This window comes from Micromonospora sp. WMMD708 (assembly GCF_049315245.1).
Lineage (GTDB): Bacteria > Actinomycetota > Actinomycetes > Mycobacteriales > Micromonosporaceae > Micromonospora > Micromonospora wenchangensis.
In genome coordinates, this window is sequence record NZ_CP186060.1 from 1,922,469 (window position 1) to 1,939,603 (window position 17,135).

Here is a 17,135-nt window from a genome sequence, read left to right on the forward strand (position 1 = left end):
CGGTCGAGGAAGGGGGGTCGGTCATGACCGTCTTCGCAGGGTCGTACCACCTGCCTCCATCAGCCTCGATCAAGGGATCACCAGCACCGTGCGCGAACACGACCTCCCGGCGCCGCAGCGCCGTGGCCGCGGCAAGAGCCGCTTCGACGACGACGAGACACCCCTTCTGACGTACGGCCGGCAGCCGGCCCGTACCGCACCCGAGGACGAACCCGACCCCGAGCCGGAGGACCACTGGTCCTCCTGGGACCGGGCCGTGCACGGGCCCGAACCGCACCCGCGGTGGCTGGTCACCGAGCTGGCCGCCCGGGACACCGACCTCGGCGTGCTCAAGACCGGCAAGGAGGCGGACGTCCACCTCGTCCGCCGGGCGGTGCCCGACACCGACCGGTCCTGCCTGCTGGCGGTCAAGCGCTACCGCGACGCCCAGCACCGGCTCTTCCACCGTGACGCCGGCTACCTGGAGGGACGCCGGGTCCGCCGGTCCCGGGAGAACCGGGCGATGGTCGGCCGGACGGCGTTCGGCCGGCAGATGATCGCCGGTCAGTGGGCGGCGGCCGAGTTCGCCGCGCTGTCCCGGCTCTGGGAGGTCGGGGCGGAGTCCGGGCGGATCGCCGTGCCGTACCCGGTGCAACTGCTCGGCACCGAGCTGATGCTGGAGTTCGTCGGCGACCCCGCCGAGGGGACCGCCGCACCCCGGCTGGCCCAGGTGCGCCCCGACCCGGCCGAGCTGCGCTCCCTCTGGGAGCAACTGGTGGACGCCCTGATGGTGCTGGCCCGGGCCGGCTACGCCCACGGCGACCTGTCGCCGTACAACCTGCTGGTGCACGCGGGGCGGCTCGTCATGATCGACCTGCCGCAGGTGGTCGACGTGGTGGCCAACCCGCAGGGGCCGGAGTTCCTGGCCCGCGACGTGCGGGTGGTGGCCACCTGGTTCACCGCCCGGGGTCTGCCCGCCGCGGACACCGACCCGGCCGCCCTCACCGGGCTGCTACTGCGGGAGGCGGGGATGCGCTGACGCGGCGCCGCCCCGGACGGCCGCCGGCCGTCCGGGGCGGCGGGCGTTCACTGGAGGTAACGCTCGACCTCCGACACCGGCCGGGCCCCCTGTGCCTCGGGGTCGCCGTGCGCCTCCCGGGCCGCCCGGCGGCGGCGCAGCAGGTCCCAGCACTGGTCCAGGGACTCCTCCAGCGCGCGCAGTTGTTCCTTGGCCTCGTCGTCGGTGCCGGATTCGTGGGCCTGGGCCGCCGAGCGGAGCCGGTGCTCCTCGTCGACCAGTTCCGAGATCCGGTGCAGGATGCTCTTGTCGTCCATGCCCCTGAGCCTGGCACAGCGGGGTCGGCCGCGCCCGCGATCGGGGGCGGCCGACCCGGCGACGGGCCCGTCCGACCCGCCGTCGGCCCGGCACCGCCGTCGGGCCGGTACCATCCATGGTGGTCACCATCGCCTCCGACCTGCGGTACCGGCCCCGCCTCCATGATCAGCATGGCTTGAGCGATGGTGCTGCCGACTGCTAGCGTGCGCCGGGTTCAGGTGTGTCGTGACGCGTCGGGCGTCCGGCGGCCACGGTCCGGCCCGGGGGCGGTGTGATGGGTTCCGGCAGCACACGTCTGCGTACCAAAATCGTCGCCCTGCTCACCTCGCTCGTCGCACTCTGGTCCTTCGCGGCCTGGGTGACCGTCCGTGACGGCTTCACCCTGCTGTTCGTGCAGACGCTCAACAGCCGGGTGGCCGACCCGGGTCAGGCGCTGTTCACCGCCCTGCAGGACGAGCGTCGGCTCGCCAACGCCTACCTGGGCGAACGCGGCCAGTCGCAACTCGACGCGTTGACCGCCCAGTGGCAGCGCACCGACCTGGTGTCGGACGACTTCGGTACGTCGGTGGGCAGCTGGCAGGCCGAACTGGCCACCGGGGAGGACACCCGTCGCCGGGTGGACGAGGTGCTGACCGGGCTCAGTGGTCTCACCGGCGTCCGGGAGTCGGTGCGCGACGCGGGGGTGAACCGGGCCGAGGCGTCGGCGGCGTACACCGCCATCCTCGCCGCGGTGCTGCGGATGTACGGCTCGCTCGGCCAGCTCGACGACCCCCGGATCGCCGCCGAGAGCGAGACCCTGGTCGACCTGTACCAGGTGCGGGAGCTGATCTCCCAGCAGGACGCCCTGATCACCGGGGTGCTCGCGGCGGGCCGGATGACCGGCGACGAGTACGCCCGCTTCGCCCAACTGGTCGGCGCCCAGCGCTACCAGACCGCGGAGGCGGCCGGTGAGCTGTCCCCGGCCGACCGGGTCCGCTACGACCAGCTCGCCGGCTCCGACGCGGTGGCCCGGTTCCGGGTCCTGGAGGACCGGGTGATCCAGCAGTCCCGGTCGGGGGCCACCCTGCCGTTGACCGCGCAGGAGTGGCAGTCGACCGTCGGGCCGGCGATGCAGGCCCAGGTGGACTTCGGGGTGACCATCGGCGACGCGCTGATCGACCGGGCCACCCCGGTCGCGGTGGGCGTCATCGTCCGGCTGGTGCTCGCCGCCGGTCTCGGCCTGATCGCCGTGGTCGCCTCCATCGTGGTGTCGGTCAGCACCGCCCGGCACCTGGTCCGCCAGTTGGCCCGGCTGCGGGACGCCGCGCTGCTGCTGGCCCACGAGCGGCTGCCCGGTGTGGTGGACCGGCTCGGCCGGGGCGAGGACGTCGACGTGGCCCGCGAGGCCCCACCCCTGGACTTCGGCGACGACGAGATCGGCCAGCTCGGGCGGGCGTTCAACGCCGTGCAGGAGACCGCCGTCCGCACGGCGGTGGAGCAGGCCGAGCTGCGTCGCAACGTGCGCGGGGTGTTCCTCAGCCTGGCGAGGCGGACCCAGGCGCTGGTGCACCGCCAGCTCACCCTGCTCGATGCGATGGAACGGCGCGAACACGACGCCGAGGAGCTGGAGGACCTGTTCCGGGTGGACCATCTGGCCACCCGGATGCGGCGCAACGCGGAGAACCTGATCGTGCTCTCCGGAGCCACCCCGGGCCGGGCCTGGCGACGCAACGTACCCATGGTGGACGTGGTGCGCGGCGCGGTCGCCGAGGTCGAGGACTACACCCGGGTGGACGTGCTGCCGCTGGGGCCGGTCGCGCTCGCCGGCCGGGCGGTCGGTGACGTGATCCACCTGCTCGCCGAGCTGATCGAGAACGGACTGTCCTTCTCCCCGCCGACCACCACCGTGGAGGTGCGGGGTCGACTCGTGACCGCCGGGTACGCCATCGAGATCGAGGACCGTGGCCTGGGGCTGACCGGGGAGGAACTGGCCGCGGCGAACCGCCGGATCGGCGACCGCTCCGAGTTGAACCTGGCCGACGCCGCCCGCCTCGGCCTGTACGTGGTGAGCCGGCTGACCGAGCGGCACGGGGTGAAGGTGCAGCTCAAGGAGTCCGCCTACGGGGGCACGACCGCCGTGGTGCTGATCCCGTCGGAGCTGGTCGTGCCCGGTGACCCGAGCCCGTCCGGTGCCCAGCCGGTCCTCGCCGCCGGCCCGCCCACCGCCGCCGCGCCGCCGACCCTTGCGGCTCCGCCGGCCACCGTGCCGCCGGTCCCGGCCACCACGCCGCCGACCACCGCGACAGCGCCGTCGGCCACCCCGTCGCCAGCCGGTACGACCGCCCCGTCGGGGGCACCGTGGGCCGTCCCGCCGTCGGGCGCGGTGACCCCGGCCGGGCTGCCCGCCCGATCCCGCAAGCGTCCCCCGCGCCAGCCGGGCCCGGCCGCCGCCCCGCCACCGGTCAGTGACGCGTTGCAGGGGCCGACCGTACCGACCGGCCTGCCGGTCACCGGTGTCCGACCGTCCACCCCGGAGCCCGCGACCATCGACCCACCCGGCCCCGGCGAGCGGTGGCCGGCCACGTCGTCCGATCGGGGACCCGCCCCGGCGACCGCCGGCCCGGTCGACACCGGACCGGACACGGGCCGCCCGGACGGCCCCGACCCGGCCGACCGGGTGACCGGGGACGGGCGGACGGCGGACGACGGCGTCGACCCGCCGTCGCCTACTGTGGAAGGGCCGGTGACCGACGCGGGCCTGCCGGTGCGGGTGCGCCAGGCGAACCTGGCACCCGAGCTGCGGGCCTCCCCGGGCACCGGGGAGCCGGCGGCCGCAGGCTCCCCGCGGCGTGCCCCCGAGCAGGTACGCCAACTGATGAGCGCCTACCAGTCGGGCACCCGACGCGGTCGCAGCGACGCGGCCCGGCTGCTGGAGGGCACCCGCGCCGGCGAGCGGCCGGACGACGCGGACGACCCGGCGGGCTGACGGCGTCGCGACGGATGCGACGCCGCGACGGACGGTAACGAGCACGGCGCACGCGCCGGGGAAGAGGACGACGAGTGGGGCAGACGACGGCATCCGGTGCCGACCTGACGTGGTTGCTCGACGATCTGGTCAGCCGGGTCAAGCAGGCCGAGCATGCCGTCGCGCTCTCCACGGACGGCCTGCTGATGGCCGCGTCCGGGGGGATGGGACGGGACGACGGCGAACACCTCGCCGCGATGGCCGCCGGCATCCAGAGCCTGGCCCGGGGCGCCGGGAAACGGTTCGGCGGCGGGCAGGTCCAGCAGACCATCATCGAGATGGAGTCCTCGTTCCTGTTCGTCACCGCGGCCGGGCCCAACGCGTGCCTGGCGGTGCTGGCCGGCACGGACGCCGACGTCGGCCTGATCGCGTACGAGATGGCGATGCTGGTCGCCCGGGTGGGCAAGTACGTGGCGTCCCCGGCCCGGGGCGTCGACCAGCCGTCCGGCGGGAACTGACCGCGATGGCCGGTGACGGCGACCCCACGGACGAACAGTGGGTCGACGAGCACGCGGGCCCGGTGGTCCGCCCGTACGCGGTCACCCGGGGTCGGGCCCGCCCGGTGACCGGCTCGTTCGACCTGATCTCGCTGGTGACGGCGACCCGGACGAACGCGGTCGAGGAGGCCGGGCTGGGGCCGGAGCACGTCGCGATCGTGGCGCTGACCCAGCACATGCAGTCGGTGGCCGAGATCGCCGCCCGACTGGACCTGCCGGTGGGCACCGTACGGGTGCTCCTCGGTGACCTGGTGGCGCGGGACCTGGTCCGGGTACAGGAACCCCGGGAGCCGGCCGGTGTCAACGACGAGAGCATCTACGAGGCGGTGATCAATGGACTACGGGCACTCTGAACGTCCGGCGGGGGCGCGGGTGCTGCCCACCGCGCTCAAGGTTCTGGTGGCGGGCGGTTTCGGGGCCGGCAAGACGACCCTGGTCGGGGCGGTCAGCGAGAGTCGTCCACTGCGGACCGAGGAGGTGCTGACCGAGACCGGCATCGGCGTCGACGACCTGTCCGGTGTGGAACGCAAGAGCACCACCACGGTGGCGATGGACTTCGGCCGGATCACCATCAGCGACGACCTGGTGCTCTACGTCTTCGGCACCCCCGGGCAGGACCGGTTCTGGTTCCTGTGGGACGAGTTGGCGGTGGGGGCGCTCGGCGCGGTGGTGCTGGCCGACACCCGGAGGTTGGCCGACTGCTTCCCGTCGATCGACTACTTCGAGGGGCGGGGCACCCCGTTCGTGGTGGCGGTGAACTGCTTCGAGGGTGCCCGCCGGTTCGGCGTCGACGAGATCCGCGCGGCGCTCGACCTGGACCCGGAGGTGCCGTTGCTGCTGTGCGACGCCCGGCAGCGGGAGTCCGGCCGCAACGTGCTGATCACCCTGCTGGAGCATGCGATGAAGACCCGCGAGGCCCGCCGCCGGGCGGCCGGCGGCTGAGAACGACCGCACCGCGCGCCGACGCGACGGGCCCCCTCCGAAAGCGGAGGGGGCCCGTTCCGTGCACGGGGTACGTCAGCTCGCGATCATGCGGCGCAGCACGTACTGGAGGATGCCGCCGTGGCGGTAGTAGTCCGCCTCGCCCGGGGTGTCGATCCGGACCACCGCGTCGAACTCCACGCCGGTGTCGGTGCTGACCCGCACCGTACGCGGGGTGTCGCCGTCGTTGAGCGCGGTCACCCCGGTGATGGAGAAGGTCTCCGCGCCGGTGAGGCCGAGCGACTCGGCGGTGGTGTCCACCGGGAACTGCAACGGCAGCACGCCCATCCCGATCAGGTTGGACCGGTGGATGCGCTCGTAGGACTCGGCGATGACCGCCCGGACGCCGAGCAGCATGGTGCCCTTGGCCGCCCAGTCCCGCGACGAGCCGGAGCCGTACTCCTTGCCGGCCAGGATGACCAGCGGCACGCCGGCCTCCTGGTAGGCGGTGGAGGCGTCGTAGATGGTGGTCTGCTCGCCGGTGAGGTGGTTGACGGTGAAGCCGCCCTCCACACCCGGGACGAGCTGGTTACGCAGCCGGATGTTGGCGAAGGTGCCCCGGATCATCACCTCGTGGTTGCCCCGGCGGGAGCCGTACGAGTTGAACTCGTGGCGCGGCACGCCGTGCTCGGCGAGGTACCGGCCGGCGGGGGAGTCGGCCTTGATCGCGCCGGCCGGGGAGATGTGGTCGGTGGTGACCGAGTCACCCAGCTTGGCCAGCACCCGGGCTCCGGTGATGTCGACGACCGGGCTCGGCTCCTGCTGCATCCCCTCGAAGTACGGGGGCTTGCGCACGTAGGTGGAGTCGTCGGCCCAGGCGAAGGTGTCGCCGGTCGGGGTGGGCAGCGACTGCCAGCGCTCGTCACCGGCGAACACGTCGGCGTACGCGGCGCTGAACCCGGTCGCGCCGATCGCGGCGGCGATGACGTCCTGGATCTCGGCGGTGTTGGGCCAGATGTCGCGCAGGAACACCGGGTTGCCCTCGGTGTCCTCGCCGAGCGGCTCGTTGGCCAGGTCGATGTCCATCGTGCCGGCCAGCGCGTACGCCACCACCAGCGGCGGGGACGCCAGGTAGTTCATCTTGACGTCCGGGTTGATCCGGCCCTCGAAGTTCCGGTTGCCGGACAGCACCGACACGACGGCCAGGTCGCCGGAGTTGACGGCGGCGGAGACCTCCTCCGGCAGCGGGCCGGAGTTGCCGATGCAGGTGGTGCAGCCGTAGCCGACCAGGTTGAAGCCGAGCTTGTCGAGGTACGGCGTGAGGCCGGCCCGCTCGTAGTAGTCCATGACGACCTTGGAGCCGGGCGCCAGGGTGGTCTTGACCCACGGCTTGCGGCTCAGGCCCTTGTCGACGGCGTTGCGGGCCAGCAGGGCGGCCCCGATCATCACCTGCGGGTTGGACGTGTTGGTGCAGGAGGTGATCGCGGCGATCACCACCGCGCCGTGGTCCAGCTCGTACTCCACGCCGTCGCTGCCGGTGACCCGGACCGGGTTGCTGGCCCGGCCCCCGGCGCCGACGGCGGCGGTCTCCAGGTCGCGCGGCTCGTCGGCGGGGTCGCTGAAGTCGTTGGCGGGCGGGTCGCTGGCCGGGAACGACTCGGCGCTGGCCTCGTCGGCCGGGCCGTTCGCGCCCCGGGGGAGCTGCTCGCGGGCGACACCGGGCTTGAGGTCGCGCTCACCGGCGGAGTCGTCGGCGACGTAGTCGGTCAGCGCCGAGCGGAACAGCGTCTTGGCGGCCCCGAGCGGCACCCGGTCCTGCGGGCGCTTCGGCCCGGCCAGGGACGGCTCGATGGTGCCCAGGTCCAGCTCCAGGCGCTCGGAGTACGCCGGCTCACGCTCCGGGTCGTGCCAGAGGCCCTGCTCCTTGGCGTACGCCTCGACCAGCGCCACCTGGGCGGCGTCGCGGCCGGTCAGCTCCAGGTAGCGGACGGTCTCGGCGTCGATCGGGAAGATCGCGACGGTGGAGCCGTACTCGGGGGACATGTTGCCGATGGTGGCCCGGTTGGCCAGCGGCACGGCGCTGACGCCGGGGCCGTAGAACTCGACGAACTTGCCGACCACGCCGTGCTTGCGCAGCATCTCGGTGATGGTGAGCACCAGGTCGGTGGCGGTGGTGCCGGCCGGCATCTCACCGGAGAGCTTGAAGCCGACCACGCGGGGGATGAGCATGCTGACCGGCTGGCCGAGCATCGCGGCCTCGGCCTCGATGCCGCCGACGCCCCAGCCCAGCACGCCCAGGCCGTTGACCATGGTGGTGTGCGAGTCGGTGCCGACGACGGTGTCCGGGTACGCTGTCTGGCTCCCGTCGGGTCCCTTTCGCGCCATGATCGTGCGGGCCAGGTACTCGATGTTGACCTGGTGCACGATGCCGGTGCCGGGCGGGACGACCTTGAACTCGTTGAACGCGGTCTGGCCCCAGCGCAGGAATTGGTAGCGCTCCCTGTTGCGCTCGTACTCCAGCTCGACGTTGCGGGCGAAGGCGTCCTCGCGGCCGAACAGGTCGGCGATGACCGAGTGGTCGATGACCAGCTCGGCCGGTGCGAGGGGGTTGACCTTGGTGGCGTCGCCGCCGAGGTCCCGGACCGCCTCGCGCATGGTGGCCAGGTCGACCACGCAGGGTACGCCGGTGAAGTCCTGCATCAGCACCCGCGCCGGGGTGAACTGGATCTCCACGCTCGGGTCGGCCGTGGGGTCCCACGAGCCGAGCTGGGAGATGTGGTCGGCGGTGATGTTCGCGCCGTCCTCGGTCCGCAGCAGGTTCTCCAGCAGGATCTTCAAGCTGTAGGGCAGTCTGTCGTGCCCCGGCACCTGGCTGATCCTGAAAATCTCGTAGCTCGCGTCTCCGACGCGTAGCTGGGTCTTCGCACCGAAGGTGTCGAGGCTCGCCACGTCGTACTCCTTCACACCAGCGACCGTGAGTAGTCCTGAGCAGTCTGTCGCACCGGGCGGAACGTCGCCCAGGTTAGGTAACACTTACTGCCGATTCGTCGTCTTCCAACAAAACCGTACGTCCGTCTTGCTATTCACGCAACCTCCTGCCAGGGTTCGGGACGAGGAGGTGCCACCATGATCCATCATGTGCTGCTCGCCTGCCCGCCCGGTGCCGAGGAGGCATCCCGGGCCTTCTACGTGGGCATCCTCGGCCTGACCGAGAAACCCAAACCCCCGACCCTCGCCGCCCGTGGCGGCTGCTGGTTCACCGGGTACGACGCCGAACTGCACCTCGGCGTCGAGGCCGACTTCCGGCCCGCCCGCAAGGCGCACCCCGCCCTGCTGCGCCCCGACCTCGACGCCCTCGCCGACCGGCTGGCCCACGCCGGCCACCCGGTCACCTGGGGTGACGACGACGAACTACCCGGGATGCGCCGCTTCCACACCGCCGACCCGCACGGCAACCGGCTGGAGTTCGTCGCCCCGCTGCCCGACCGGACGACCCGGCAGGCCGCCCCCGGTCGCTGAGCGCCACCGTGTCGGACCCCGCCGCTACGGTGTGCCGATGGCGTCGGTCAAGCAGGTTCAGATCACCTTCGACTGCGCGGAGCCCGAACGGGTCGCCCGCTTCTGGTGCGCGATGCTCGGTTACGTCGTCCCGCCACCGCCACCGGGGTTCGCCGACTGGGGCGCGTTCGACAGCGCCCTGCCGCCCGAGCGGCAGGGCTCCGCGTTCGCCTGCGTCGACCCCACCGGCACGGGCCCGCGCCTGTTCTTCCAGCGCGTGCCTGAGGGCAAGGTGGTCAAGAACCGGGTACACCTCGACGTGCGGGTCGGCACCGGCCTGGTCGGCGAGGAGCGGGTGGCCGCGCTGGAGGCCGAGTGCGCCCGGCTGGTCGCCCTCGGCGCGACCCGGGTACGCCTGCTGACCGCCGACGGGCACAACGAGTCGTGCCTGGTGATGCAGGACGTCGAGGGCAACGAGTTCTGCCTCGACTGAGCCACCGCCGCCGCGCCGCACTATCGTTTCCGCCGTGCACATCCGTTTCGACGTCCCCGCCGACCCCGCCTACCCGGGTCGGGTGGCCGCCGCGCTCAGCAGCGTCCGGCTGCGCCGGTTCACCCTCATCGGCGCGGCGCTGACGGCGGCCGGGGCGGCCGGTCTGCTGGCCTCCTGGGGTGGCCGGCTCTCGTCGCTGTGGCTGGTGCTGCTCGTGGGCGGGCTGCTGTCGATGCTCTACGCGCCCTGGGTGCGCTGGCGGGCCCGACGCCGCTCCGACGACTACGCGGTCGAGGGCGGCTACGACATCACCGACGACAACATCATGATGCGCAGCGGCTCGGAGTCCGGCGGCATCGCCTGGGACGGGGTGGCCCAGGTGCGGGAGACCGGCGACTTCTGGATCGTGTACGTCGGCCGGATGCCGGCGACGGTGATCCCCCGCTGGTTGATGTCCGCCGAGGACGCCGGCACGTTGCATTCCTTCATGGCCGCGCGCGGTCTGCTCCAGCCCCGGTGAACGGCCCCGCCGGACAGGTCGTCGCTCCCCGGCCGACCGGGGAGCCGAGGTGACGGGCAGCCGGTCGCTGCTGCCGACCTTCGTCGAGGGCCTGGCCGTGCACCTGGCCGGGCACGGGTTCACCCGCGAGGGCGGCACCCGGATCTTCCGCCGCTACGGTCCGACCGGGGACGCTCTGATCATGGAGGTGCAGTCCTCGGACCACTCCACCAGGACGACGAAAGCCTTCTACCTCAACGTGGCACTGGTGCTGGCCCCGGCATGGGAGAGCTGGCGTCGCCGGACCGGGCTGCCGGATTCCGCGTTGCCGAGCAGTAGCCACGGGATCTGGCGGAGCCGGATCGGGCACCCCGGGCTGTCCGGGGGTGACCAGTGGCGCATCCGCAGCACGACGGCCGCGACGGTGGCGCGGGAGGTGTGGCGACGTGTCGACGAAACGGTGCCGCAGCTCCTGCCGATGCTGGAGCGCGACCAGCTCTTCGTCGACGCTGCCCGGATCTTCGCTGCCCGCTCCTGGCAGGTGCGCGCCTGGCTGTTGGCGGTGCACGGGCCCTCGGCGGAACTCGACCGGATGTTGGCCCGGTGTTCACCGAAAGAGGCCAGGATGATCCGTGACCACCTGGCCGACTCCAGGGACGGATCGTCCGGAGAGCCACCGCGTGGTCGGCCACGGCCGGACGCCGGTCGGGACGACCGCGCCCGGCCCGCCGCCGACGCGGCACCGGCCGTGCGGGGTTGGACCGCCGAGGAGGACCTCGTCCCCCTGCTGCGACGGATCAGCGGATACATCGCCTACCCGTACGACGACCTTGACGAGGCGGCGCTCACCGGCGCGCTGGACGACCAGCCGGCCGACGGCGGGTTCTGCTACCCGCTCATGGGCATCCCCCCACTGACGGTGCGGTTGGCCCGCCCGCCCGGCGGCACCCGGATCAGCGTCGAGGTGGACGGACCCCTCGATCCGGTCCTGACCGACCGGATCGGCACTCTGCTGACGGAGCGGTAGCGCGACCCCACCGCGTGGGGGTGGCCCGCAGCCGGAGTCCGCCCGGGGGCCGGACGGCCGGCCCCCGAGCGCCCCACCCGGTCCGTCCGGCGCGGGTAGGGTTCGAGGTCGGGTCGGAAGGGGTGCCGTGGTGGTCGACGTTCAGCACTGGCTCGTGGCACTTCCCCCGGGGGTGGTCTACCTGATCGTCGCCGGGGTGATCGGCGTCGAGAGCATGGGTGTCCCGTTGCCGGGCGAGATCGTGCTGGTCAGCTCCGCCCTGCTGGCCGCGACCGGGGTGGTCGAGCCGCACTGGGTCGCCACCGCCGCGGCGTTCGGCGCGATCGTCGGCGACTCCGTCGGCTACGCGGTGGGCCGCCGGGGCGGCCGTCCACTGCTGGCCCGGCTGGGCCGGCGCTTCCCGAAACACCTGGGGCCCGCACAGATCGCCCGCGCCGAGCAGAGCTTCGCCCGGCACGGCGTCTGGGCGGTGTTCTTCGGCCGGTTCGTCGCCCTGCTGCGCATCCTGGCCGGGCCGCTGGCCGGCGCGCTGCACGTGCCGTACCGGCGGTTCCTGGTGGCCAACGCGGCCGGCGGCCTGGTCTGGGCCTTCGGCACGACCTACCTGCTCTACACCCTGGGCCGGGCGGCCGAGCACTGGCTCAAGGACATCTCCTGGGCCGGCCTGGTCCTGGCCGTGCTCGGCGGGGTGGCCAGCACCTGGTGGCTGCGCCGCCGCGCCCGCCGGCTGGAGTCGACGACGACCACCGACGAGGCCGAACCGGTGGCAGCCGGCACCGACCGCTGAGCCGCCAGCGCTGCGGCCCCCGGGCACGGGGGCGCGCCGGCCGTACCGACGACGAGCGGGCCGCCCCCGCGTGGGGGCGGCCCGCTCGGTGTCCAGGTCAGGACGAGTAGCCGCGGGTGGCGATCCAGTCGGCGAGGTTGTCCACGCTCATCCGGTAGGTCGCGGTGTCCGGGTCGGCCGAGTCGGCGATGGTCACGGTCTTCCCACCGTCGCGGTAGCCGATGACGCTGATGTAGTGGCCACCCTCGAACGAGTGGGCGTTGCCGTCGGTGTCCACCGCGGTGCCGGCGATGTTGGCCACCACGGCCCGGCCGTCGTCGACGGTACGCACGATGTCGGCGCGCAGCTCGTCGGTCTGCTTGTCGTCGGCCTTGGCGCTGCGGATCTCGGTGCTCTCGTACGCCTTGCGGCCGGTCTCCTTGTTCAGCACGGGGGTGATGTCGTTGATGCTGTCGGTGCCGGCCTCGGTGGTGCGCATCTCCTTGGCCATGGCGTCGACGTCGATGTTCTTGCCCTGGACGGACAGGGCGTTACGGGTCGCGGCGGGGCCGCAGTAGAAGAAGTTCGGCTGCGCCTGGTAGTCGACCTTCAGCTCACGCTCGCCGGCCGGGCGGCGCTCGGCCTGAGCGGAGGCGGGTGCACCGGTACGGGCCTCGACGGCGTAGGCGGCGGTCAGCGGGCCGGCGATGGCGCCGGTGGTGAAGGCGAGGCCGGCAGCGGTCAGGGCGGTCTTGCGGATCAGATCGGTACGCATGGTCGCGTGCTCCTCTGCATCGGGGGTGTGGCGCACGCCCACAGGGGGGTGGGGCGTGGCCGGAAGTTCAGGGGGATCGCCCGGCGATCGGGGGGACCTGCTCGGGCGTCCGGGGAGATGTAACCGACCCGGTGGCGACCGCATTCCACGGTCGGGGTTCCGGGGCCGTCCCCCGGTGGCGGGGGAGTGGCGGTGGTATGCCAGGTACAACGCCCCGCCCCCGGCGGCGATTCCGCCGTGCGGGTGGCCCCGGCCACGGGACGCCCGGGCACGAACCGACACGTCCGGTGCCGGATTTCCGCGGCGAACCGGACATCCGGCCCGACACCGGACCCGGTGCGGTGGACGGTGGACCCGGCTCAGTCGGCGCGGATCAGGTCGACCACCGCGTCCCGGGCGGCCCGGACGGCGTCGCGGGACTGCGCGGTGTGGTCCAGGATGTCGAAGGCGTGCTGGCCGTCCGGCACCTCCACCAGGCGCACCGGTCGACCCGTCCGCGCAGCGGCGTCCAGGAACGCCGCGATGCCGGCCAGCAGCCCGGGGAGTTTGTCCCGGCCGGCCCGGGTCAGCACCACCGGTGTCGTCGAGCCCGTGCCGAGGGCGTCGACCGGCAGGAACCGGGGCGGCACCTCCCAGCCGGGCAGCGGGACGAGCAGCGGATAGGTCAACGCGATCCCGCGCACCCAGGCCGGCGCGGCGCGCAGCCAGTCGGCCGAGAACAGGCACCCGCCGGAGAAGAACCAGAGCACCACCCGCTGCGCGTCCACCCGGGGGTCGGCCCGGACGGCCTCGACCAGACCCGCGATCTCGTCGGCGGTGGCGGGCAGCCCGGCCAGGTCGGTCACCCGGTAGCTGACGACGGCGGCGACGAGGCCCTGCTCGGCCAGGAGCGCCCCGTAGCCCCGGTAGAGCAGCCAGTCCCGGGGGTCCGGCGCGCCCGGCGGAAGTGGGGCACCGTGCACGATCACCACGACGGGGTGCGGGCCGTCACCGGTCGGCAGGTGCAGGTCGACCTGGCCGTGCCGCTCCACCGGTGCGGCGGGCGGTGCCAACACGAAGGGTTTCCGCTCGACCTGATCGTCCATGCCGGGAGCCTAGCCGTCCACGGCCCGTCGGACCGCCCGTCGGGACCACCGTGGACACCGCCGCGGCCGACCGGCGGCGGACGGCCAGGGGCCGGTCAGGCCGGGTCGTCGGCGGGCTTCGCGGCCTGGGCGTGCCGCTCCCGCAGCCGGTCCCGGATCTCCTCCGGGGTGTACGCACGACGCCGCCGCTCGGCGCGGGCGACGACCACCCCGGTCGCGGCGACCCCCGCGAGACCCGCCAACCCGAGGACCTTCCACCACTGCATCCGTTGCCGCATCGGCCTAGGGTAGACGCCCATGAGCATCAGCCTGGACGAGGCCGTCGACCTGACCCGCACCGGTGACGTCTGGGTGTTCCGGGGGCGCAGCGTGCCGGACCGGGCCATCCAGTTCACCACCAACAGTCCCGTCAACCACGTCGGCATGGCGGTGGTGCTGGACGACATGCCCCCGCTGATGTGGCACGCCGAGCTGGGCCGGTCGCTGCGGGACATGTGGACCGGCACCCACCAGCGGGGTGTGCAGCTGCACGACCTGCGCGACGCGGTCTGCGTCTGGGCCAACCGGTACGGCCAGCGGGCCTGGCTGCGTCAGCTCGAACCGTCGGCGGATCCGACGATGGAGCAGGCGGTGCTGCGGACGGTGGCCCGGCTCGACGGCACCCCGTTCCCGTCCACCGCCCAGTTGGCCTGGCGGTGGGCCCGGGGGCGGGTGCCGCAGCTGCGCCTGCCGCTGCCGGGCCGGCGGGACCGGGAAGGCGAGCGGGCCGACCTGCCGGCTGGTGACAGCGCGCTGGAGACCGCGTACTGCGCCGAGGTGGTGGCGGTGACCTACGAGGCGATGGGGCTGTTGCCGTCCGGCCGGCGGCCCAACTGGTACGACCCGGGCCGGTTCTGGAGCGGCGACGACCTGGACCTGGCCGGCGACGCGCGGCTCGGCGCGGAGATCGAGGTGCGTATCCCGCCCCGGTGAGGTTTGCCGGTGGTCGGGGACGGCAATTGGTGACGCCGTGAGAGCTTCCACCGACCTCGACACGTTGAGCGACTTCTTCGACCGGTACGGGGTGGCGCTCACCACCGGCGACGTGCCCACCATCGCCGGCTGCTACGCCCTGCCCGGGCTGGTGGTCGCCGACACCTACAGCTTCTCGTTCAGCACGATGGCGGCGGTCGCGCTCTCCTTCGTCGGTGCCGCGCCCGACTACCGGGAACGGGAACTGGTCGCGGCGCACGCGCTGATCGAGGAGGTGGAGCCGGTGTCCGCCCTGCTGACCATGGTGTCGGTGCGCTGGGAGTTCCTGGACAGCCAGGGCCGGGCGGTGCCCGGGGAACGCTACCGCTACCTGCTGCGCGGCACCGAGGACGGCCCGGCGATCTGCACCGTCATCCGGACCGGCTGACCGCCGGGTCGCCCCTGGCGCGCCCCCGGTGATCATCCCTACCGGACGGTCGCTAATCTCTGCGTACAGGGTCGACCGAGGAGGGCCATGCCGGGCACCCGTGGGACGCGGTGGACGTCCCGACTGCCCCAGGCGGTCGCCGCGACCCCCTGGCTGCTCGCCTCGATCGGGGTGATCGTGCTGCTCCTTCTGCTGGTCAAGGCGCTGGTGGCGGTGCTGGGTCACGATCGGTACGCCGAGCACGGCGCCGGGTCACGCAGCGAGGCCGTGATGGTGCCCGGGGTGCCGGTGACGACCGGGCCGGCGTCGGCGTCGCCGTCCCCCACCCCCACCCGCACCCGGCGGGCCACCAGCGGCGGCGGGACCGGCGTGGTCCCACCGGCGGCCGGTCGGACGCCCACCGCGTCCCGGTCGGCCAGCCCGTCGGCGTCGGTGTCGCCGCCGGCCGTGGCCCCGACGCCGCCGCCGGTCACGCTGCTCAACGACGACGCCCCGGGCATCACCTACCGGGGGCGGTGGGCGGTCTCCCGGAACCGGCCGTACGGCGACCACCGCGACGACGTGCACTACACCGTCCACGACGGGGACTCGTTCAGCTTCACCTTCACCGGCACCGGCCTGGACTACATCACCTCGCGGGACCCGGATTACGGTGACGCTGACGTGTGGGTCGTCGACGCCGCCGGGCGACCGGTGAAGCAGGAGCGGGTGAGCGCGCGGGCGCACCGTTACCAGCCGCAGCAGACCGTGTTCAGCGTGCAGGGGCTGCCGGTCGGGAAGTACACCATCTGGGCGGTCAAACGCGGCGGGTTCTACTTCCAGGTGGACGCGCTACGGGTGCGCGGCTGACGGGACGAACGAACTGTCCGGTTAGGACAAAGTCCGGACGTTGGGTACTTTCCGACAATCGCCTGAATCGTTACTCTTCTCGGACGGGGCCGACCAGGGAGGGTCATGTCCGGCATGCGTCGCGCGCAACCGCGGGCACACGGAGCGGGTGCGTTGGCGTCGTCGCCATGGGTCGTGGTCGCCACCGGCGTGCTGGTGATGGTGGTGCTCCTGATCGTCGCGTTGGCGTCGTACCGCAGCCGGGGGCCCGCGTTCGAGGCCCGGCCGGCCGATCCGCTGCCGACGTACTCGCTGCCGGAATCGGGGGTGACCAACCCGGCCCGGGTGGCGGCGAACCTGCCCGAGCCGGTCGTCCCCGGGCTGACGCCCCGTCGCACCGACACGCCTCCGGCCGAGGTGCCCGTGGTGGTCGTACCGGGCGGGCCGTCGGGCGGGGACGAGTTGCCCACCCCGTCGGCCGGCGGGGTCGTGCCACCGCCGGTCGACCCGGGTGGTGAGCAGCCCCGGCCGACCACGCCCGTGCCGCCGCCACCGCCCGCCGCGCCGCCGTCGTCGCCGGTCACCGGCCGGTTCAGCGTGCGGGACAGTTGGAACAACGAGGCGTTCATCGGTGAGGTGCTGCTCTACAACCGCGACCGGGTGTCCCGGCCGTGGACGGTCCGGTTGGTGCCGCCGTCGGGCAGCCGGCTGGTCACCTCGTGGGTCGAGGGTGCCCCGCAGGGCACTCCCCGGATGTCCGGCGGGGTGTTCACGTACACCAGCGGGGTGAACGTCGGGCCCGGCGCCTCGGTGCCGTTGCGGTTCCACTTCGAGAACACCGGCGGCAGCATCCGGCCGTCACGGTGCACGGTCGACGGGGTGCCCTGCTCCGGCCTCTGACCCGCCGGCTGCCGGTCCGCCGCGCCGACCACGCCGCCGTCCGGCCGTGGGCCCCGCCTCACCACGGTCCGGCCGGGTGCGCTGCCGCCGTCGGTGATCCGCGTTCTGCAAGGTTGCTGCCGTATTGC

At 73.3% G+C, this 17,135-nt stretch carries 19 protein-coding genes; 14 read left to right on the plus strand and 5 right to left on the minus strand.

What is annotated here, in order from left to right; all coding sequences use genetic code 11:
* Positions 1-88 precede the first annotated feature (88 nt).
* On the plus strand, positions 89-1,018 hold the full coding sequence (locus ACN260_RS08770) for a serine protein kinase RIO (RefSeq protein WP_422755474.1): 930 nt from the start codon (positions 89-91) through the stop codon (positions 1,016-1,018).
* Between the two features lie 47 nt (positions 1,019-1,065).
* Here ACN260_RS08770 and ACN260_RS08775 read toward each other — a convergent pair whose 3' ends face one another.
* Positions 1,066-1,314 carry a DUF2630 family protein gene (locus tag ACN260_RS08775; RefSeq protein WP_088645025.1) on the minus strand — a complete coding sequence of 83 codons (249 nt, stop codon included), beginning with the start codon at positions 1,312-1,314 and terminating at the stop codon, positions 1,066-1,068.
* A gap of 275 nt (positions 1,315-1,589) precedes the next feature.
* On the opposite strand from ACN260_RS08775, the gene ACN260_RS08780 reads away from it, so the two are divergent.
* The 4 genes from ACN260_RS08780 to ACN260_RS08795 all read left to right on the plus strand — a co-directional run bounded on the left by ACN260_RS08780 (position 1,590) and on the right by ACN260_RS08795 (position 5,758).
* Positions 1,590-4,280, plus strand: a complete 2,691-nt coding sequence (locus ACN260_RS08780) for a nitrate- and nitrite sensing domain-containing protein (protein ID WP_422755475.1) — start codon at positions 1,590-1,592, stop codon at positions 4,278-4,280.
* A gap of 74 nt (positions 4,281-4,354) precedes the next feature.
* Positions 4,355-4,777, plus strand: coding sequence for a roadblock/LC7 domain-containing protein (locus ACN260_RS08785; RefSeq protein WP_204926119.1), 423 nt, complete (start codon positions 4,355-4,357; stop codon positions 4,775-4,777).
* Between the two features lie 5 nt (positions 4,778-4,782).
* On the plus strand, positions 4,783-5,169 hold the full coding sequence (locus ACN260_RS08790; protein WP_422755476.1) for a DUF742 domain-containing protein: 387 nt from the start codon (positions 4,783-4,785) through the stop codon (positions 5,167-5,169).
* On the plus strand, positions 5,150-5,758 hold the full coding sequence (locus ACN260_RS08795) for a GTP-binding protein (protein WP_422755477.1): 609 nt from the start codon (positions 5,150-5,152) through the stop codon (positions 5,756-5,758). The genes ACN260_RS08790 and ACN260_RS08795 overlap by 20 nt, the downstream gene beginning before the upstream one ends.
* A gap of 75 nt (positions 5,759-5,833) precedes the next feature.
* On the opposite strand, the gene ACN260_RS08800 is transcribed toward ACN260_RS08795, so the two are convergent.
* The gene (locus ACN260_RS08800; RefSeq protein ID WP_422755478.1) at positions 5,834-8,701 is read right to left on the minus strand and encodes an aconitate hydratase; all 2,868 of its coding nucleotides are present in this window, start codon (positions 8,699-8,701) and stop codon (positions 5,834-5,836) included.
* Positions 8,702-8,863: 162 nt separating this feature from the next.
* Between ACN260_RS08800 and ACN260_RS08805 the strand changes: the two genes are divergently transcribed.
* The 5 genes from ACN260_RS08805 to ACN260_RS08825 all read left to right on the plus strand — a co-directional run bounded on the left by ACN260_RS08805 (position 8,864) and on the right by ACN260_RS08825 (position 12,041).
* Complete coding sequence (locus ACN260_RS08805; RefSeq protein ID WP_422755479.1) at positions 8,864-9,256, plus strand: VOC family protein; 393 nt, start codon at positions 8,864-8,866, stop codon at positions 9,254-9,256.
* Positions 9,257-9,293: 37 nt separating this feature from the next.
* Positions 9,294-9,728 (plus strand): VOC family protein, encoded by a 435-nt coding sequence (locus ACN260_RS08810; protein ID WP_422755480.1) that lies wholly within the window; start codon positions 9,294-9,296, stop codon positions 9,726-9,728.
* 34 nt (positions 9,729-9,762) lie between these two features.
* Positions 9,763-10,248 carry a YcxB family protein gene (locus ACN260_RS08815; protein WP_422755481.1) on the plus strand — a complete coding sequence of 162 codons (486 nt, stop codon included), beginning with the start codon at positions 9,763-9,765 and terminating at the stop codon, positions 10,246-10,248.
* A 49-nt stretch (positions 10,249-10,297) separates the two neighbouring features.
* Positions 10,298-11,254, plus strand: coding sequence for a hypothetical protein (locus ACN260_RS08820; RefSeq protein WP_422755482.1), 957 nt, complete (start codon positions 10,298-10,300; stop codon positions 11,252-11,254).
* 130 nt (positions 11,255-11,384) lie between these two features.
* The gene (locus tag ACN260_RS08825) at positions 11,385-12,041 is read left to right on the plus strand and encodes a DedA family protein (protein ID WP_422755483.1); all 657 of its coding nucleotides are present in this window, start codon (positions 11,385-11,387) and stop codon (positions 12,039-12,041) included.
* Positions 12,042-12,138: 97 nt separating this feature from the next.
* Here ACN260_RS08825 and ACN260_RS08830 read toward each other — a convergent pair whose 3' ends face one another.
* The 3 genes from ACN260_RS08830 to ACN260_RS08840 form a co-directional block, all read right to left on the minus strand.
* A complete protein-coding gene (locus tag ACN260_RS08830) occupies positions 12,139-12,795 on the minus strand; it encodes a C39 family peptidase (RefSeq protein ID WP_422755484.1) in 657 nt (218 codons plus the stop codon).
* Between the two features lie 359 nt (positions 12,796-13,154).
* Entirely contained in the window at positions 13,155-13,880 is a 726-nt protein-coding gene (locus tag ACN260_RS08835; protein ID WP_422755485.1) for an alpha/beta hydrolase, read from the minus strand.
* 95 nt (positions 13,881-13,975) lie between these two features.
* Positions 13,976-14,158 carry a hypothetical protein gene (locus tag ACN260_RS08840; protein WP_145920827.1) on the minus strand — a complete coding sequence of 61 codons (183 nt, stop codon included), beginning with the start codon at positions 14,156-14,158 and terminating at the stop codon, positions 13,976-13,978.
* A gap of 19 nt (positions 14,159-14,177) precedes the next feature.
* Here ACN260_RS08840 and ACN260_RS08845 point away from each other — a divergent pair, with 19 nt between their 5' ends.
* The 4 genes from ACN260_RS08845 to ACN260_RS08860 all read left to right on the plus strand — a co-directional run bounded on the left by ACN260_RS08845 (position 14,178) and on the right by ACN260_RS08860 (position 17,007).
* Positions 14,178-14,852 (plus strand): hypothetical protein, encoded by a 675-nt coding sequence (locus ACN260_RS08845; protein ID WP_422755486.1) that lies wholly within the window; start codon positions 14,178-14,180, stop codon positions 14,850-14,852.
* A 37-nt stretch (positions 14,853-14,889) separates the two neighbouring features.
* Positions 14,890-15,279 (plus strand): hypothetical protein, encoded by a 390-nt coding sequence (locus ACN260_RS08850; protein ID WP_204926130.1) that lies wholly within the window; start codon positions 14,890-14,892, stop codon positions 15,277-15,279.
* Between the two features lie 87 nt (positions 15,280-15,366).
* A complete protein-coding gene (locus ACN260_RS08855) occupies positions 15,367-16,128 on the plus strand; it encodes a hypothetical protein (protein ID WP_422755487.1) in 762 nt (253 codons plus the stop codon).
* Positions 16,129-16,281: 153 nt separating this feature from the next.
* Positions 16,282-17,007 carry a cellulose binding domain-containing protein gene (locus ACN260_RS08860; protein ID WP_422755488.1) on the plus strand — a complete coding sequence of 242 codons (726 nt, stop codon included), beginning with the start codon at positions 16,282-16,284 and terminating at the stop codon, positions 17,005-17,007.
* Positions 17,008-17,135 lie beyond the last annotated feature (128 nt).

What these genes read in the sequence shown, in the direction of transcription:
- ACN260_RS08790 (WP_422755476.1), top strand. Translation starts at nt 4,783, where the DNA reads ATGGCCGGTGACGGCGACCCCACGGACGAACAGTGGGTCGACGAGCAC.
- ACN260_RS08780 (WP_422755475.1), top strand. Translation starts at nt 1,590, where the DNA reads ATGGGTTCCGGCAGCACACGTCTGCGTACCAAAATCGTCGCCCTGCTC.
- ACN260_RS08805 (WP_422755479.1), top strand. Translation starts at nt 8,864, where the DNA reads ATGATCCATCATGTGCTGCTCGCCTGCCCGCCCGGTGCCGAGGAGGCA.
- ACN260_RS08840 (WP_145920827.1), bottom strand. Translation starts at nt 14,158, where the DNA reads ATGCGGCAACGGATGCAGTGGTGGAAGGTCCTCGGGTTGGCGGGTCTC.
- ACN260_RS08835 (WP_422755485.1), bottom strand. Translation starts at nt 13,880, where the DNA reads ATGGACGATCAGGTCGAGCGGAAACCCTTCGTGTTGGCACCGCCCGCC.
- ACN260_RS08810 (WP_422755480.1), top strand. Translation starts at nt 9,294, where the DNA reads ATGGCGTCGGTCAAGCAGGTTCAGATCACCTTCGACTGCGCGGAGCCC.
- ACN260_RS08845 (WP_422755486.1), top strand. Translation starts at nt 14,178, where the DNA reads ATGAGCATCAGCCTGGACGAGGCCGTCGACCTGACCCGCACCGGTGAC.
- ACN260_RS08855 (WP_422755487.1), top strand. Translation starts at nt 15,367, where the DNA reads ATGCCGGGCACCCGTGGGACGCGGTGGACGTCCCGACTGCCCCAGGCG.
- ACN260_RS08795 (WP_422755477.1), top strand. Translation starts at nt 5,150, where the DNA reads ATGGACTACGGGCACTCTGAACGTCCGGCGGGGGCGCGGGTGCTGCCC.
- ACN260_RS08830 (WP_422755484.1), bottom strand. Translation starts at nt 12,795, where the DNA reads ATGCGTACCGATCTGATCCGCAAGACCGCCCTGACCGCTGCCGGCCTC.
- ACN260_RS08775 (WP_088645025.1), bottom strand. Translation starts at nt 1,314, where the DNA reads ATGGACGACAAGAGCATCCTGCACCGGATCTCGGAACTGGTCGACGAG.